This window comes from Bacillus sp. FSL P2-0069, assembly GCF_038593315.1.
GTDB lineage: Bacteria > Bacillota > Bacilli > Bacillales > Bacillaceae > Bacillus > Bacillus safensis.
On sequence record NZ_CP151984.1, the window covers coordinates 1,669,967 to 1,685,834 of the forward strand.

The 15,868-nt window shown below is 39.1% G+C and carries 13 protein-coding genes; 9 read left to right on the forward strand and 4 right to left on the reverse strand.

Translation table 11 applies throughout. From position 1 onward, the window contains the following. The first annotated feature begins 40 nt into the window (after positions 1–40). From NSQ34_RS08430 to NSQ34_RS08460, 7 genes are all read left to right on the forward strand, one after another. Positions 41–2,377 (forward strand): molybdopterin-dependent oxidoreductase, encoded by a 2,337-nt coding sequence (locus NSQ34_RS08430; RefSeq protein ID WP_061109898.1) that lies wholly within the window; start codon positions 41–43, stop codon positions 2,375–2,377. Between the two features lie 193 nt (positions 2,378–2,570). Beyond that, complete coding sequence (locus NSQ34_RS08435) at positions 2,571–3,752, forward strand: MFS transporter (RefSeq protein ID WP_051149976.1); 1,182 nt, start codon at positions 2,571–2,573, stop codon at positions 3,750–3,752. 68 nt (positions 3,753–3,820) lie between these two features. Next, a complete protein-coding gene (locus NSQ34_RS08440) occupies positions 3,821–4,102 on the forward strand; it encodes a metalloregulator ArsR/SmtB family transcription factor (RefSeq protein WP_024427053.1) in 282 nt (93 codons plus the stop codon). Positions 4,103–4,446: 344 nt separating this feature from the next. Beyond that, positions 4,447–5,013, forward strand: coding sequence for a flavin reductase family protein (locus tag NSQ34_RS08445; RefSeq protein WP_024427054.1), 567 nt, complete (start codon positions 4,447–4,449; stop codon positions 5,011–5,013). Between the two features lie 314 nt (positions 5,014–5,327). Beyond that, positions 5,328–6,476, forward strand: a complete 1,149-nt coding sequence (locus NSQ34_RS08450; RefSeq protein WP_051149977.1) for an MFS transporter — start codon at positions 5,328–5,330, stop codon at positions 6,474–6,476. Between the two features lie 191 nt (positions 6,477–6,667). Further along, complete coding sequence (locus NSQ34_RS08455; RefSeq protein ID WP_061109899.1) at positions 6,668–8,599, forward strand: T7SS effector LXG polymorphic toxin; 1,932 nt, start codon at positions 6,668–6,670, stop codon at positions 8,597–8,599. 4 nt (positions 8,600–8,603) lie between these two features. Continuing rightward, on the forward strand, positions 8,604–9,086 hold the full coding sequence (locus tag NSQ34_RS08460; protein ID WP_024427057.1) for an antitoxin YezG family protein: 483 nt from the start codon (positions 8,604–8,606) through the stop codon (positions 9,084–9,086). A 64-nt stretch (positions 9,087–9,150) separates the two neighbouring features. Here the strand turns inward: NSQ34_RS08460 and NSQ34_RS08465 are convergent, their stop codons facing one another. Further along, the gene (locus NSQ34_RS08465) at positions 9,151–9,612 is read right to left on the reverse strand and encodes a macro domain-containing protein (protein WP_176967419.1); all 462 of its coding nucleotides are present in this window, start codon (positions 9,610–9,612) and stop codon (positions 9,151–9,153) included. A gap of 227 nt (positions 9,613–9,839) precedes the next feature. Between NSQ34_RS08465 and NSQ34_RS08470 the strand changes: the two genes are divergently transcribed. Next, a complete protein-coding gene (locus NSQ34_RS08470) occupies positions 9,840–10,421 on the forward strand; it encodes an undecaprenyl-diphosphatase (RefSeq protein WP_024427059.1) in 582 nt (193 codons plus the stop codon). Positions 10,422–10,472: 51 nt separating this feature from the next. On the opposite strand, the gene NSQ34_RS08475 is transcribed toward NSQ34_RS08470, so the two are convergent. Then, the gene (locus NSQ34_RS08475) at positions 10,473–10,844 is read right to left on the reverse strand and encodes an iron chaperone (RefSeq protein ID WP_024427060.1); all 372 of its coding nucleotides are present in this window, start codon (positions 10,842–10,844) and stop codon (positions 10,473–10,475) included. A 543-nt stretch (positions 10,845–11,387) separates the two neighbouring features. On the opposite strand from NSQ34_RS08475, the gene NSQ34_RS08480 reads away from it, so the two are divergent. Next, positions 11,388–12,500, forward strand: coding sequence for a tetratricopeptide repeat protein (locus NSQ34_RS08480; RefSeq protein ID WP_254001698.1), 1,113 nt, complete (start codon positions 11,388–11,390; stop codon positions 12,498–12,500). A 730-nt stretch (positions 12,501–13,230) separates the two neighbouring features. Here the strand turns inward: NSQ34_RS08480 and NSQ34_RS08485 are convergent. Together NSQ34_RS08485 and NSQ34_RS08490 are read right to left on the reverse strand one after the other, a co-directional pair. Next, positions 13,231–13,926 (reverse strand): YoaK family protein, encoded by a 696-nt coding sequence (locus NSQ34_RS08485; protein ID WP_176967418.1) that lies wholly within the window; start codon positions 13,924–13,926, stop codon positions 13,231–13,233. A gap of 67 nt (positions 13,927–13,993) precedes the next feature. Then, the gene (locus NSQ34_RS08490; RefSeq protein WP_176967417.1) at positions 13,994–15,826 is read right to left on the reverse strand and encodes a DNA ligase D; all 1,833 of its coding nucleotides are present in this window, start codon (positions 15,824–15,826) and stop codon (positions 13,994–13,996) included. Between the last annotated feature and the right edge of the window lie 42 nt (positions 15,827–15,868).

A 15,868-nucleotide genomic window follows, 5' to 3' on the forward strand; every position in this document is an offset into this window, starting at 1 on the left:
TTTGACCAATGACTTCAATCTTAAAAAGGAGAGAAGGATGATGAGTACTAGTGAAAAAAGAAGAGCGGGATTTTGTTCGCAATGCGTTTCAAAATGTGGAGTGATATCCGTTACACAAAATAATCAGTTAGTAAAGGTGCTCCCGGATAAAAATCATCCGAATGGGGGAATCTGTCCAAAAGGAGCAGCAGCACCTCAAATCGTCAATCATCCTGATCGCATCGTTTTTCCTTTAAAGAGAACTAACCCAAAGGGGCAAGATCCACTATGGGAGAAAATCACATGGGAAGAAGCCATCCAAACCATTGCAAGTAAACTAAAACAGATTCGTTCTGAAACAGGGGCAGAAACAGTTTCTTACACTTTTCCAACAGTTGGTGCAAGCGGAAGTTTTAGCTGGGGGCCATATTTACAGCGCTTGATGAATCTATACGGCACCCCCAACTATATTTCTCATACCAATGTCTGCCAGTGGACAAGGGACGAGGGATCAAAATACACATATGGTGTTGGATTGCCTCAACCCGACTTTGAACGTGCTAGCTTGATATTGATATGGGGGCACAATCCAGCAGATACGAATCTTCAGACTTGGAAAAGGCTCATGGCAGCTAGAAAAAGAGGCAGTAAACTAGTAGTCATCGATCCACGCCGAACAACGACAGCTGCCGCAGCAGATTTATGGATTTCTCCGAATCATGGAACTGATATCGCTTTAATATTAGGGTGTCTTCAATTTTTGATTGAGAACCATTCGTATGATGAGCAATTTCTTCTCCAATGGACCAATGCCCCTTTCTTAGTGGATAAGCGAACAGGAAAATTCCTTCGACCAGCACATCATCAGCCATATGAATTTTTAGTTCTTGATCAAAAACAGAAGCCATTTAAAATCGATACTCGGGCAGATCCTGAGACATGGTCAGAACATATTTTACTTTCAGGCGAATACGAAAATGAGGACGTTTCTTCAGAAACCGTTTTTTCTCAATTATTGAAACAAGTATCTTCATTTAGAATGGAACATGTGGAAAAAATAACGGGTATTCCAGCTGAGAAATTAACGGAACTTGGGGAATTATTAAGCCAAGAAAATCCGATAACCTATTATTCATGGAATGGATTAGAACAGCATGTAAATAGTTCATCTACCAATCGAGCATTATGTATCCTTTATAGTCTGACCGGTTGTTTTGATAAGCAAGGGGGGAATATTATCCTCCCGTCTTTACCAGTAAACTTAATAAAAGGTCAAGATTTACTGCCAACTTCACAAGAGCAGAAGCGTTTAGGATTAGATCAGAGACCTTTAGGTGCTCCCAAAATATCTGCTTCAGGGTATGATTTTGTTCATGCTGTATTAAACGAATCTCCGTATTATATGAGAGGCTTGTTAAGTTTTGGGGGTAATATGGTCACTCAAAACCCTGGAACCAAGAATATGATAGAAGCCTTGAAAAAATTAGAATTTCATGTACACGTTGACATGTTTCATAGTCCAATGACGAAGTTTGCAGACATTGTATTACCAGCTGCACATGCATGGGAGTCCCCAAGTTTGTTGGCAGGCTTTGAAGGGAATTTACAAACGGATCAACATATTCAATACAAACCTGCAATGTCAAAGGCTCCTGGGGAAGCTCGTCCTGATCTACAAATAATCATGGAAATAGCGGTTGAAATGGGTTATCAAGAAGAGTTTTGGAATGGAAATATTGAGAAAGCGTTTAATGACTATCTTAAACCAGTGAATGTCACATTAGACCAACTTCGATCTCACCCTGAAGGTCTGTCTGTGCCCTTAAAAATAAAATATTGTAAATATAGAGAAAAAATGAATGAAAGAGTCAAAGGTTTTTCTACTCCGACAAGAAAGCTGGAGATTTATTCCGAGTTTTTGTTAGAGCATGGATATGCTCCACTGCCTCAATTTGAAAAACCATTAACTGTTCCGCAATATCAGAATCAATCGAATGATTTTCCGTTAGTTCTTTCTTCTTTTAAATTAAAAAGTTTTTGTCATAGCCAGCATCGTAATATTGCTAGACTAAGAAAACTGCATCCCGATCCTTTTGCTGAAATCCATCCCCAAACAGCTCAAATGTATAGGCTAAATGAAGGTGAATGGATTTATTTAGCCTCTCCTTTCGGCAGGATGAAGGCAGTCGCTCGACTGACAGAAAGTATACCCGTGGGGACAATATATACTCAAGCGGGCTGGTGGGATGAGTGTGATGAACTTGAATTAGCTGGATTTGATCCATTTTCAGTAGAAGGTGCAAATGTCAATCAATTAATAGGTACCGATGAGATTGACCCCATATCAGGTTCCGAACCATTAAAATCTTATCGATGCCAGATTTATAAGATAGGATAGATCCTTTGCCCTAATTAAAGCAAAAAAGCTGATGACTCCCAGCGGTGGAGGCTTCAGCTTTTTGCTTTTATACTAAAAATGTCATATCAATTTGTTTATGTGTTGCATGATTAATATGCATTTTATTTATGTTGTGGCTTCATGTACCATTAAATAGGATTACACATCAAGAAAAGTATCGGAGGTAACAAATTTGATCAGTCGTCATATATTATTTCTATTTGCACTTATATTAGCTGCATTTAATCTTAGGCCTGGTATAACTTCAGTTAGTCCAGTTTTGCACGGAATATCAAATGAATTAGGCATGAGTTCTGCTTCAGCTAGTCTACTTACATCTATTCCTTTATTATGTTTTGGCTTTTGCTCGTTATTCGCTGGTCGTTTAGCAAATCGCTATCAATCAGAGAAAACCATCACATTTTTTATCGCTTTTATAGGTATTGTAACGCTTTCGCGTGTCTTTACAAATTCGTCTATCTATCTATTGATAACGGCTTTATTCATTGGTGCGGGAATTGGGATTGTAAGTCCTTTGCTCTCTGGTTTCATCAAAAGTTACTTTCCGGAGAAGGCAGCCTCCATGATAGGCGTATATTCTACTTCAATGGTAGTTGGAGCATCCATTTCTATTGGGCTGACGACACCACTTCAACACTGGCTCAATAATTCATGGAAAAACGGATTAGCGTTCTGGAGTATTCTTGCTCTAATGGCTGTTCCACTTTGGCTTATGGTCATTAAACATTCTCATACACATACAGCATCACAAAAGAGAAGTGCCTCCTTGCCATTAAAAAATAAAAAGGCGTGGTTATTAACCTCTTTTGTAGGGCTTGTCACTCTTATGTTTTATTGTTTTGCAGCTTGGCTACCAGCCATCGTAGAGGAAAAAGGATGGACGTCAGCATTTGGTGGTCTTGTAGGTACAATAGCTATGATTGCACAATTGCCAGCTACTCTTTTATTGCCTAGTCTCTTGAAGAAGCTGCCAAGTAGAAGACTTTGGATTTTAGTCTTTACCCTTAGTGTAATGACTGGATTATCTCTTTTATGTTTTACAAACGTGACACCTATTGTTTCAAGTATATGTCTAGGGATTGGCAGTGGCGGTCTTGTCTCACTCACTTTATTATTACCGATAGATAAGGCATCGTCCCCTATGGAAGCAAGTACTTGGTCAGCAATGACTCAAGCAATTGGATACATGATTGGTGCAACGGGCCCGTTTATCATCGGTTTTCTCCATGATTTTCTAGGCAGTTTCGTTCCAACATTATATCTTCTTATACTTTTAGGTTTCATTGTTATGTTATTGGGATGGAAAATCACTAAGTCAGCTCATGCTAATGAAGAGGGGTTATCTGTGAAATAAATCTATTCTTATAACTGTAAGGTTAGCTAGTACTCATTTGAAGTATTTATTCAGGAAAGGGGGTGATAATGATGGAGAATAACTCGAAGTTACAGCAGGCGACAAAAATATATAAAGCACTCGGTGAACCAACCCGATTAAAAATTGCTCGTTTGCTTGCTAATGAAGCAAATTTATGTTGTTCAGATATAGGAATAAAACTTGAATCAATTGCTGGATCAACTTTATCCCATCACTTAAAACAATTAACTGATTGCGGGCTAATGAGTACTTATAAAGAAGGCACATATATATACTACAGCCTAGACCGTGAGTTGATTGGAAAGTATGCTCCATATGTGATGGAGTAATTTTTCTTATTTCTATACTTAAGGAAATATAGAAATAAGAGGTATGATTTTTCTTGTCCGGATTATGGCTAAATTACTCGATAGGTATCCTCATCTAAATTTTGAGTAGATCCATTACTAGTACTTTATATAAAAAAGCTAAAGCGAACCATCTATCTTTATCATAAGTGCGTTAAATTCAAGGGTGTCACCTTTATAAAACATTTTTAAAGAAACTGTAAAGATCACTTTTTCTACATGCAAAAATCAGCTCTTTACAGCTAATTTTTCAAACGTTCGGTTAATTTATGAAATTAAATCTAAATTTCTAGAAATACCGAAATAAAACCAAAAGGAGAAAGATAATGAGAAAAAATATTGGAGCAAAATCTTACGTGTTACCACAACCAGTTTTTATTATTGCAGCGTATGACGAAAATGGAATTCCGAATGCCATGGCTTCTACATGGGGCGGTATTAGTAATGAAAATGAAATTTCAATCTGCATTAGTTCAGAACGAAAGACGTTAAAGAATATTATGCTGCATGGTGCATTTACCGTAAGCATGTCAGATGCGTCTTTTCTTGAGGCATGTGATTATCTTGGAAATGAAACTGGAAATGAGGTTCCAGATAAATTTGCAAGAGCTGGATTTCATGCAGTTAAGGCGGACTTTGTTGATGCACCACTGATTGAGGAACTTCCATTTGCGTTAGAGTGTAAAGTGAAAAGTTATAATGAAAAAGAATGGCGCATGATTGCTGAAATCGTGAACATCAGTGTTGAGGAGGATATACTAGATGAGAAAGGTAAAATCAATCTGGATAAATTCAGCCCACTTGTATTTGATAGGGGAAGTAGGAATTACCATAAAATAGGAGAAAAAGCAGGGGATGCTTTTGAGGATGGACTGTATCTTAAGAACAAGTAAAAATCTGCAAAAAAGTGGCTTTTCTCTACCGAGGAAGGCGCCCATAGCTTTTACTTATCTTGTTTGAGAGTTACATTTTCAACTACCACTGCTTTTTCAGAACCTGTAACTGAATTGGAACTTGTTCCTGTCTACATTGTAAAAGCCAGTATAACAACGGCTGTCAAAGCAAGTTCTCCAAAAGTATAAGAAGCGTAACACTTTAAGCTCTTTACAGTTAATTTTTCAAGCGCTCGGTTAATTTATGAAAATAAATCTGTATTTCTAGAAATATCGAAATATAAAACAAATAGGTGTGAATTATTTTGTCAAATATGTGGAAAATTTATTTATTAGCTGCCATTAGTTTTCTTAATGGTACATCAGAATATGTTATTGCGGGAATCTTAGACAAAATTGCTGAGGCTAATCACATTTCAGTTTCATCTGCAGGACAGTTAATCACTGTGTTTTCAGTAGCTTTTGGTGCAGGGACACCCTTTCTAATTGCTATGTTTGCTCGAATGGACCGAAAAAAACTTCTTGTCTATGCTTTAACCGTTTTCTCTGTCATTAATATTCTTATTGCGATAATAACAGGGTATGAAATGCTAATGTCAGCTAGAATAATCTCTGCCCTTAGTGCTGGTGTTATGCAAGTCACAGTTCTAACCCTTGCTGCAGTTTTAGCAGCTCCAGGAAAGCAAGGAGGTGCGATTGCTACAGTTATTATGGGACAAAGTTCTGCTTTGGTTGCAGGTGTACCTATAGGAAGAGTTGTGGCTTCACATTATGATTGGAATGTCATATTCATTGGAATTGGGGCAGTAGGATTACTTTTCTCTGTCTTAACTTTGTTTGCTATACCAAAAACAGTTGCTGAAAAACCCGTACCTTTACGTGAGCAGTTTAAATTTTTTATGAGACCACGTATCGCAGCATACTTGCTTATAACTTTTCTATGGTTAGGTGCATATTCCGTTGTATTTACGTATATTTCACCATATTTCCTAGATATATTCGGCATGAGCAATCATGGGGTAACGACAGCACTCTTTATTTTTGGGATTGCTAGTGCTATTGGAGCTCAATTAGGAGGCTTTAGTACAGATAAGTGGGGGGCATTTCGTACATTAACTGGAGGAATGTTACTCCATGCTATTGCACTATTGCTCTTCCCGTTTATCGGTCAGTTTGCTTTTCTTTTCTATGTATTACTTATTTTCTGGGCGCTTGCAGCTTGGTCTTCCGGCTCGCCAATACAATTTCAGTTAATAAGCCTTGCCCCTGCTGCGGCAAGCATTGTGCTTAGTTTGCACAGTGCTTTGGGACAACTTGGAATGGCAGGTGGAGCTGGTATCGGCGGTATTGCTGTCAAAAATGGTTTGTTGAATTATCTTCCTTGGATTGGGGCTTTTACTCTTGCTATTGCTGTCGGAGTCACAGTTCTTGACAAGGTTCTATCTAAACGAAAAACAGTTTAAAGAAACTCAGAGCACTCTTTTTATAAAATAAAAAGTGGTTTCATTCAACCTCAACATGATGATGTCCAAACCGTCGCATCAAGAAGGAGCTCTGGAGGATAATTGGTTAAAAAACGATAAAGTGGATTAAAGTGTAAGACTCCTTATGGTATTCTAGTAAAAGAATACGCCATAAAAGGAGTCTTTTTTATATGAAAATATTAGATGCTCCATCTTTACTGTCAGCTGTCGAACAAAGGTCAAAAGTCTATCAGGAGCTTCGAGACGAAATGCAGCATGTGAAAAAAGCATTAAAAAGTGTGTCGGGATTAGGTAATGAATTTACTGGAAAAGGTGCAGACAATATCAAAGCCTTTTATGAGGATCTTGCGCTTTACACAGACACTTATCTTGACTTTATCGATATGCAAAAAGCGTTTTTAGATGGGGTAAAAGGAAAGCTTGATGATGAATCGTTAGGCGGGAGTACATTTATTGATGAGCATTTCTTAGACGCTCAACTGAAACAAGGGATTCAGAATAATAAAGATATGGTCAAGGAACAAAAAGAAGCCCTATCCACTATTTTTGATGACATCAGTGATCTCATAGAACTGAATGTATTTTCAAGTAAAGAGGTCAATGAACATTTAGATGATGCGAACAAAAAAAGAAAAGAGGCAATTGATGCTTTACATAAAATAGACCATGAGCTAAAAACAGAATACGCAAAATCAGAAGCGATTGAAAAACACCTCTCAACTTTTTATGCAAAAATGATGGCTGCTACAGGAAAAGGGAAAAATGCGCAGCCCATGTATTACGATGCAAAAGCATTTCATGAGACAGATGTGTACAAGAATCATGATAAAATCGATGCACAGGTGAAAGCATATTTAAAGGTGAAAAAAGAAGAAAAAGAGAAACGAAGAATCAAAGAATTGAAAGAAAAACTCAACGATCCTTCGTGTATATCAGAAGAGAAATACTTTGAGATTGTAGACGAAATTGGATATGAAAATCTTTCTTACGATCAAAAAATGTATTACAGCCAGCTTCTCCAGATCAAAGCGCAGGAAGAAGCATCAGAGGGGTTCGTTGATGTTGTAAAAGGAGCAGCAGTTGGTCTGTATGATGTGGCCAAAGATACAGTAGTTGGCATCTACGATCTTGTGACAGATCCTGGAGGTGCCGTTGAATCGGTCGTAACGGCTGTTTCTCATCCAATTGAAACGTCGAAAGCGATTGGAAAGTCGATTTCAGACTCATTCCAAAAAGAAGTTATCGATGGTGATGCATATTCTCGATCACACTGGTTTGCCTATGCGACCGGTTCTCTAGCAGAAATCGTCTTTGGTTCTAAAGGGGCAGGTGCCATAACAAAAACGGGAACAACAGCAGCCAAAACGACGGTGAAGAAAGGCCTTGAGCAAGGAGCAAAATCATTAGACAGAGTTTCTATTCCGAATCTATTGCCATACTCACCAAAATTTCAAATGGCTGGCGGCCCGAAGCTGCCGTATAACGTGTTTGACGGAGAAAATCTCAAAAATAAACTCCTCTCTATGGCGAAGCGTCTAGACAACAATTCAGGATACGGCATCTCTAAGACAGGCAGACGCTTACCAGCACCAAAATCACCACCAACCGTTGTCAGTTACGGAGATCACTATGTGAGATGGAAACGTAAAAAAGTGTTAAAACCAAATGTTGTTTATTCAACAAAGCAAGGCTACACCTACACAACCGACCACTACGGACGTATTGTCAAAGTCGAAGCAAGTGATTTAAAATACGGAGAGGTTAAAAGAAACCAATATGCCCAATCCAATTCAGGGAAGCCGGATCGATTAATGGATGATGATGGAGGTCATTTGATAGCGTCTATTTTTAAAGGTTCCGGGGATATTGATAACCTTGTTCCGATGAGTTCACAGATTAATCGTAGTGGTGGGAAATGGTATCAGTTGGAGCAGGAATGGTTGGCAGCCTTGAGGAAAGATCCACCTCAGACAGTATCAGTTTCCATAGAAAGCATTAGATATGAAGGAGATTCTATGCGACCAACTTTATTTAAAATTAAGTATAAAATTGGAGCTAGGAGAGTTAAAAAGGTATCGATTGAAAATAAGCCAGGAGGTTAATTCAATGGAAATGGAACCATCGAATGAAGTTTATCAAGAAATTTTGAATACAATAAATGAAATAATACCTGTTGATTGGGAGAATGTTTTGCTATATGCGGAAATTCTGGATGACTCTCGTGAAGTTTATTTTTTCTTTAATACAAACAAACAACAAGAATATATTTATTCTCATGATATTCCTGATATATTTGAGGTCAGTGAAAATATATATGATGACTTATTAATTAATTTACAGGATTCTTTTAAGAAACTCAGAGATGAATTTAAAATTAATGAGCAAAAAACTTGGACAAATTTAACGCTGAAAATCAAGAATAGGAATCGATTTACCATTGATTTTAATTATGATGATGTATTGAACTCTCATTACAATACCTATCAACGAATGGCTATTTGGGAATATGAAAATTTGGGATATCTCCCTGAAGATGAGGAAGATAAAGAAGCCGTATTAAATTATATAAAAAATAAAGACGATAACTAACGCACAATACCCTCCAATTTAAGGAGGGTATTTCTCATATATGTTTCATAAAATCTCATTTCCATTATCTAAACTGATAAACCGTCACTTCACAATCACCCAGCACCTCTTCAATCATCTCTTCCACAATCGTCCAATCGCCGCCTGCTAATCCGCAGCCGATCCCGTATGGAATGGCGATGGACGTTGGGTTTTTCTCTTCAGGTGATTGTGTCACTGTATCCTTTAGGTGTTGAAAGCAGTTGCGTAAGGCATCGTAGTCTGTTTGCTGTCTTGTTCTTCCGTATCCAGCTTGGGCAAATAAGTTGGCCATTGTTTTTCCGTCTTTTGTTGTGATGAGTTGAACGGAGCTTAACAAGTCATCTCCTTGTTCTGTACATAACTGTTTATAATCTTTGTACACATTCGGATATTTGCTTTTGATCTGTTTCGCTAATCCAGCTCCCATGACTCCTTTACAGTTCACCTGGTGACAAATGATGTCTTCGCTTGCCTCTAATATATTGCCGTCTACCGTTTTGATCATATGCAGTAACCCCTTTTTGATAAAATGCAAACTTATGTTCTATTATAACAGTTTTGTTCCTGTGATTTAATAGCTTTTGATGAGTTTTTAGTTAGTACATGAGTTCAGGTGACAGCAAAGTGACAAACATGTCATATGATTCCATGGTTTGTTCGTTCGATCGATGGAGGCAGACATCTCATTACAATTATCCTTATCGTAAATCAAGTAAAAAGGGATGAAATGAGATGCGGGGACTTAATGAAGATTTATTTAGGTGGGTGAATGAACTCAGTATCGATCATGGTTACTTGAATCCAATATTTATTGGACTAGCTGAATATACAGTGCTGCTGGCAGCGCTCGTGTGTCTGTTCGTATGGTTTCAAAATCGCAGCAGGTACAATAGGGCGATGGTTGTTTCTGCCGGACTGACCTTCGTACTCGCCGAGTTACTTGGGAAAATCGCTGGGGGGTTTTATTTTAATCAGCAGCCCTTTGCAGAAATGAGCCGCGTCAATCTTTTGATTCAAAAGGAAGTGAATAACTCGTTTCCGAGTGATCATACCATCTTTATTTTTTCGATTTGCGTGATCTTTTGGCTGTTTCACAAACGCCATATGTATTGGCTAATCATTGCCTGTGCTGTTGGTTTTTCAAGGATTTGGGTAGGTGTTCATTATCCATTTGATGTCTTAGCAGGAGCTGTTATAGCGTGTTTAACAGCCGTCGCCGTTGTATATTTGCCGATATGCCAAAAGAGCGTTGATGCCCTCTTGTCATGTTATGAATGGCTTGAACAAAAATTGGTGGGGAAGAGAACAAAATAATATTGTTGCAGCAAAATACCCCGATCTGTAAAGCTGAGATCGGGGTACTGTTTATTTTCGCCAAAACGTTGAACAATCCGCTTTGTCTTCGATATTAAATTCGATGATTTTTTTTAGGAGAGGATAATCAACTGGCAAGCTTTCTTTCATGCGAAACAGATTTTTCCCATGATCGTACCCAGCTTGTACAATGTCAGCTGAAAATTGATCAATTCCTTTTGCTTCTGGTGCGACAGAAATGTGATGTTTTGCCACGCTAAACCCAATAATAAATGTGCCGTGATCTGTGAACATGGGCTGATTCCAAGCAATTCTTGGCTCTAATTGAGGGAATGTGTCTTCTACCCATTGTAAGATGGCTTGAGTGCGCTGCTTCAGCTCGGGGTTACCGATTTTGCTGATATATTCTTCAAACACATGCATAATATTTTATCCTCCCAATCCATCTACCTCATAAGCCTCAGACGGGATTCGAACCCGCACTCCTTTCGTAAGCATAGGCTAGGGGCAACACGCTTCCCTACGGAATTTCACCGACAGGAATTTCACCTGTCTCAGCTCATGTGCTTTTCGGTGCTTCTGAAACCCTTGCCTTGCGACCCGCCAGCTACAATTTGTTTTACGGCGCTCTTCCCTTCTAGAGCTACTGAGGCGTGTAAGTGATTGATCATATTATATAAAGAAACTGGATAAATGAAAAGCTGCTATGGACCATCATCAGATTAGAAAGCCTTGACATTGGGCTTTTTTCATTTCATCTCAAGATGTTTATTTTAAAAAAAGGCGGAATTTTTTCGCAAATATCATTGACTAGGAGAAAGAAACGCACTTTCAATGGAAACGGTTATTGAAGATTCAAGTGATTCATATTAAAATGATGTCAAATGGACTAATTAGCAATTGCTAATAGAAGTTCCATATTTAGTGAAATCATGTGTTGCAGCTGAAGGTGATTGGGGGTGTAGAATGAGCAAAGTTCCTGTTGCGGAATTGGCATCACTATTAAATGACTGGAACATGGAAATCAAAAAAGATCATGCAGATGAGGCAGAACGGTTATTTGCCAAAGCGAAACAAGCGGTAGAGGAAATTGACGATGCGGATATTCTCATTTACTATTCTCTTCTTGAGAAGAGGCATCACATTCTTATGTACAATTTAAGAGGGCAAAAGGGCAATGTTTCAACGAAAAGCATAGAGGGTCATTATGGAAAAAAAGAAGATGACCTGTCTAACCGTCTTGCCTATTATTTTGATTTTTATGAGGGTGTGTATGAGCAGCATCAAGGTAATTATGAGGTTGCATTGCAAATGTATCAAAGTGCTGAAAAGCTCTTAGATAAAATTCCAAGTGAGATCGAACGTGCTGATTTCGATTTTAAAGTGGCATGGCTTTATTACCGGCTCAGTCATATCATGCTCTCATTAACCTATATCCGCAGAGCGCTGCACGTCTATAAGCGGCACAAGCAGTATGAAAGAAGAACGGCCCTTTCATACTCCCTCATAGCAGCGAATCTAACAGAGATCGGCCGGTATGAAGAGGCGCTTGAGAATTATCGTTTGGCAGAAGAGGTTTTGACAAGCGAGCAGGATGATTTTATGCTGGCTCAGCATCATCACAATGTGGCCATTTTATATTCATTTTGGAACAAACCGAAGGAATCGATACGTCATCTTGAAAAAGCACTGTCCCATCAAGAGTATTATGATTCAGATTTCTTTTTCCATTCTACGTATCTGATCAGCCGGGAACTCTGTGTGATTGGTGAAAAGCAGCGTGCAAGCCAATATATAGAGGCTGCATATGCCAGAATGAAAGATGCTTCTCATGAAGTGTTTCAGCTAAAAATAGGCATCGTACATGATCTTTACTTAACGCATGCACCGCAAAGATTTAAGCAAATTGATGAGAAATTAAGAAAGTTAGAAGAGAAGAATGAATATCATGAAGTAAAAGAGCTATCACAATTTGCAGCAAAATATTGTGAAAAGCAAGCACTTTATGAGCAGTCTGTTTTTTACTTGAACAAAAGTTTAGAAGCGGATTTACATATGAAAAGAATGGGGTTGATTTAAGATGAAAACAGGATTAAAAGTATTATTCGTTGTTGGTTTAGCGGTCGCTGCGACTGTTCTGACGCAAAACGTTGCAGGTTCATTCGAAGTTGCAGAAAAAATCATTGGTGGTTAATACCATTTATCTCTCGCCCTTGTTGATATCGTCAGCAAGGGTTTTTTGTGTTTTAATAGGCTCTTCTTATTAAACGCTGCAAGAACGTTTAATAAGAAGAATTCGCAACAAAGGGGGTGTGCAAATTTATTACCTGCTCCATTATTCTAAATAAACATAGGGCAGAGCAACAAGTTAAAAAGGTCACTTTTCTTTGCTTAATTTAATTTTTTGCAGGACTTTTCATTCAAATTTTATCAAATTAGTCTAATGTACATAGAAAAAGAAAAAGCAGGGGCACCGCCCCATTTGTCATGCATATGATGAGATAAGGTCTGATTCGAAGGCAGGTGATTGTATGTATCCACGGGTTTATGGTGGTTTTCATGGAGGCGGATTTACAGGAGGAGGAGCACATATTGGGCCGGTTGGCTCCCATATCGGCTTCGGCGGGTATTATTTGAGCCCTGGTGTGTTCTCTGGCTTAGGCGGTTTCCCTGGGTATGGGGGATTCGGGACATTTTCTGGATATCCGTATGGTTCCACGTTCATCATGGGACGTCCTCCTGGTTTTTATGTCAGGAGTTATTAGTTAGTGTAAGATTACAATAATTGAAATAGCCATCTAAAGATAGGCTATTTCAATTGGTGAAAGTGCTTCAATCCAGCAGTGATCACAATGACGCCTAGGATGAAGATAGGCAGCCAAATGATGATAAACGGATCGTAACGATCTGTATATGCAGCTAAAGCCGCTCCTAGGCAGTAGAAGACAATCGAGCCTATTCGCATCAAGCTTACAAGCTGGATAGGGGCCTTTCTTTTTTCCCGGTATGATATGCGCTGGGCTGCATCTTCAAATAGGTTAGCAAGTGTACTCGTGAGAACGGTTGTGGAAATGCCAGCAACATTCAATTTACGAGCGGCCGCCGTTTGCATGCCCATAGCCATACTTAAAAGGATGATCAGCATAAAGTAAGCACCTTGTGTATAAGGGAAAATGGTCATGAGAGCAAATAGAAGCAAAATCATCAATTCGATGATAAAAATGCGTGTTACGGCTTTTGGCCAAAACGTTTTCTCGTGCTTCCCGCCTATTACAACTGCCAGTAAAACCCCTAAAACGAATCCACTTAGAGCAGTGATGGAATGAAGAGCTGTTAGCTGCAAGGAGCTTCCTGCTGCAATGCCAAGCAGCACAATATTACCTGTCATATTGGCTGTAAACACATGCCCTAGGCTTAAATAGCCAATCACATCCACAATTCCTGCGGAAAGACATAAGAAAACCAAAGCTGTATTTCGAAATGAATGTGCGGTCAAAATAGTCATTCCTTTCTTCCTCTCTAATGAATAAGTGTAACGCTTTATGACCGCGAATGTCCATCTGATGAGATGGTCACATGTGTGCAAGCTGATGTAAGACTTGTCTAAAAGTATCATCATTCACAAGGTGCCTCATGCGGCGGAACGGATCGCCCTTTTCCTTTAAACGCTCTATAACAGCCGGCATCGTAAAAAGAGAAGGATGAAGCTCATCATGATAGAGTTCGTCCCATTCAAGCGGTGTCGCAACAAGTCCAAGCTCATTTCCTCTTGGGGAATATGGAGCGATGATTGTTTTCCCAGCATCATGCTGAATGTAGTCTAAATACAAGCGATTGCCGCGGTTTTTCTTAAGACGTTCCAGAGTAAAAAGATCCGGTGCTTGCTCACATAAAAATTGGCATATAAACGCGGTGAATTGTCTTGTTTCTTCGTATGTGAAGGCGTTTTTCTTTAAAGGAATATAGACTTGAAGCCCTTTACCTCCGCTTGTTTTAATAAAGGCTGTGAGGAAAAGCCCGTCTAAAAGCGCTTTTATGCGTTTAGCCGCTTCTATGGCTAGATGAAACTCATTTACAGATGGCGGGTCCAGATCAAAGACGATTTCTGTCGGCCGATTCGTATCTCTTGTTTCAAAAGGGATATGAAATTCCATTGCCAGCTGGTTGCCAAGCCAAAGAAGCGTACGAGGATCATTACAGACCGTATAAGAAATATCATCAACTTCATCTGTCAAAACAAAATCCGGCGCATAATCAGGTGTCGACTTTTGATAAAAGAATTCATCTCCAGTGCCGTGTGGATACCGAATTAAAGTAAGACGCCTTTCACGTAAAAAGGGCAAAAGGTAGGGAGCCGCTTGTCTTAAATAAAGTAAGTAATCTGCCTTGTTTAGTTGAAGAGCCGGGACAATCGGTTTCTCAGGGTGAGTGACTTCTATAGCAGCAGGGAGTGGATACAGCTGTTTGAGCATTTGCTGAAATGTACATGCTGCTGGATCAGCATCTAGTAAAAAGGAAGAAAAACGCGGCTCTCTTAACGCCGATCCATCAAAGGATATACAAGCAATGCTGGCAACGATAGAAGGAGGGATTTCGTATAATGATCCTCCTGTTAACTGGCCTTTTGTCTGAAATAGCGTACGCAGCGTTTGTTCTTCTTCTTTAGAAAATCCATGCTTGAATTGTACAACCTCGATGAGAGCCGCATCTTGATAAATGGAACCTTGGAAATAGCCATTTTCTTTGTCAAAACGGGTGACAATGACAGAGACATACCGCCAGTTTTTCATTTTCAGCCATTCTTTTGAACGAGTATTGTCATGCCATTTACTCATCTTTTTTTTCGCTACTAGTCCTTCTGCTAAATACATCGTCATCACGTTTTTCATGTATTCAGAGTCTGGATCTGTATGAATGACCTGCAAAAGGGAAGGGTGCTCAAGTCGAACTGATGAGGGGAGCTTTGCTTCTTGGAATAATTGCTGCAGCTGATTTTTTCTTTCCATCAACGGTGAATCAACGATAGGTTTCCCTTTGCAGCTTAATAGATCGAATGCAATAAAATGACATGGAAATCGTTCAGCCTGTCTTTGGATGGCTTCTTTGTTTTTCAGCCTGCCTCTTTGCTGAACCTTCGCAAACTCACTTTGCTGTTCACTTAGTAAAAAGACCAATTCTCCGTCAAGTGTCAGCGGTAAAAAAGGAGCAAATTGGTCTCTTAATTGTTCGCACTGATCCATCACTTCAGGAAATTGCTTATTCAGCTGTTTTCCGGTCCTGCTTTCTAAACGAATCTCGTCTTCTTCCCATACAAGAATAGCCCGAAATCCATCATATTTTAATTCATACACCCAGTCTGCACCGGCAGGTATATCATGTGCAGGTGTTAATCGCATAGGTTTCATTGTGCATGTCACTTCCTTATATCATGTGTTCTTAGAGTGGGA

What these genes read in the sequence shown, in the direction of transcription:
- NSQ34_RS08465 (WP_176967419.1), bottom strand. Translation starts at nt 9,612, where the DNA reads ATGATCAAAACGGTAGACGGCAATATATTAGAGGCAAGCGAAGACATC.
- NSQ34_RS08440 (WP_024427053.1), top strand. Translation starts at nt 3,821, where the DNA reads ATGATGGAGAATAACTCGAAGTTACAGCAGGCGACAAAAATATATAAA.
- NSQ34_RS08475 (WP_024427060.1), bottom strand. Translation starts at nt 10,844, where the DNA reads ATGCATGTGTTTGAAGAATATATCAGCAAAATCGGTAACCCCGAGCTG.
- NSQ34_RS08450 (WP_051149977.1), top strand. Translation starts at nt 5,328, where the DNA reads ATGTGGAAAATTTATTTATTAGCTGCCATTAGTTTTCTTAATGGTACA.
- NSQ34_RS08490 (WP_176967417.1), bottom strand. Translation starts at nt 15,826, where the DNA reads ATGAAACCTATGCGATTAACACCTGCACATGATATACCTGCCGGTGCA.
- NSQ34_RS08480 (WP_254001698.1), top strand. Translation starts at nt 11,388, where the DNA reads ATGAGCAAAGTTCCTGTTGCGGAATTGGCATCACTATTAAATGACTGG.
- NSQ34_RS08460 (WP_024427057.1), top strand. Translation starts at nt 8,604, where the DNA reads ATGGAAATGGAACCATCGAATGAAGTTTATCAAGAAATTTTGAATACA.
- NSQ34_RS08455 (WP_061109899.1), top strand. Translation starts at nt 6,668, where the DNA reads ATGAAAATATTAGATGCTCCATCTTTACTGTCAGCTGTCGAACAAAGG.
- NSQ34_RS08430 (WP_061109898.1), top strand. Translation starts at nt 41, where the DNA reads ATGAGTACTAGTGAAAAAAGAAGAGCGGGATTTTGTTCGCAATGCGTT.
- NSQ34_RS08470 (WP_024427059.1), top strand. Translation starts at nt 9,840, where the DNA reads ATGCGGGGACTTAATGAAGATTTATTTAGGTGGGTGAATGAACTCAGT.
- NSQ34_RS08485 (WP_176967418.1), bottom strand. Translation starts at nt 13,926, where the DNA reads ATGACTATTTTGACCGCACATTCATTTCGAAATACAGCTTTGGTTTTC.
- NSQ34_RS08445 (WP_024427054.1), top strand. Translation starts at nt 4,447, where the DNA reads ATGAGAAAAAATATTGGAGCAAAATCTTACGTGTTACCACAACCAGTT.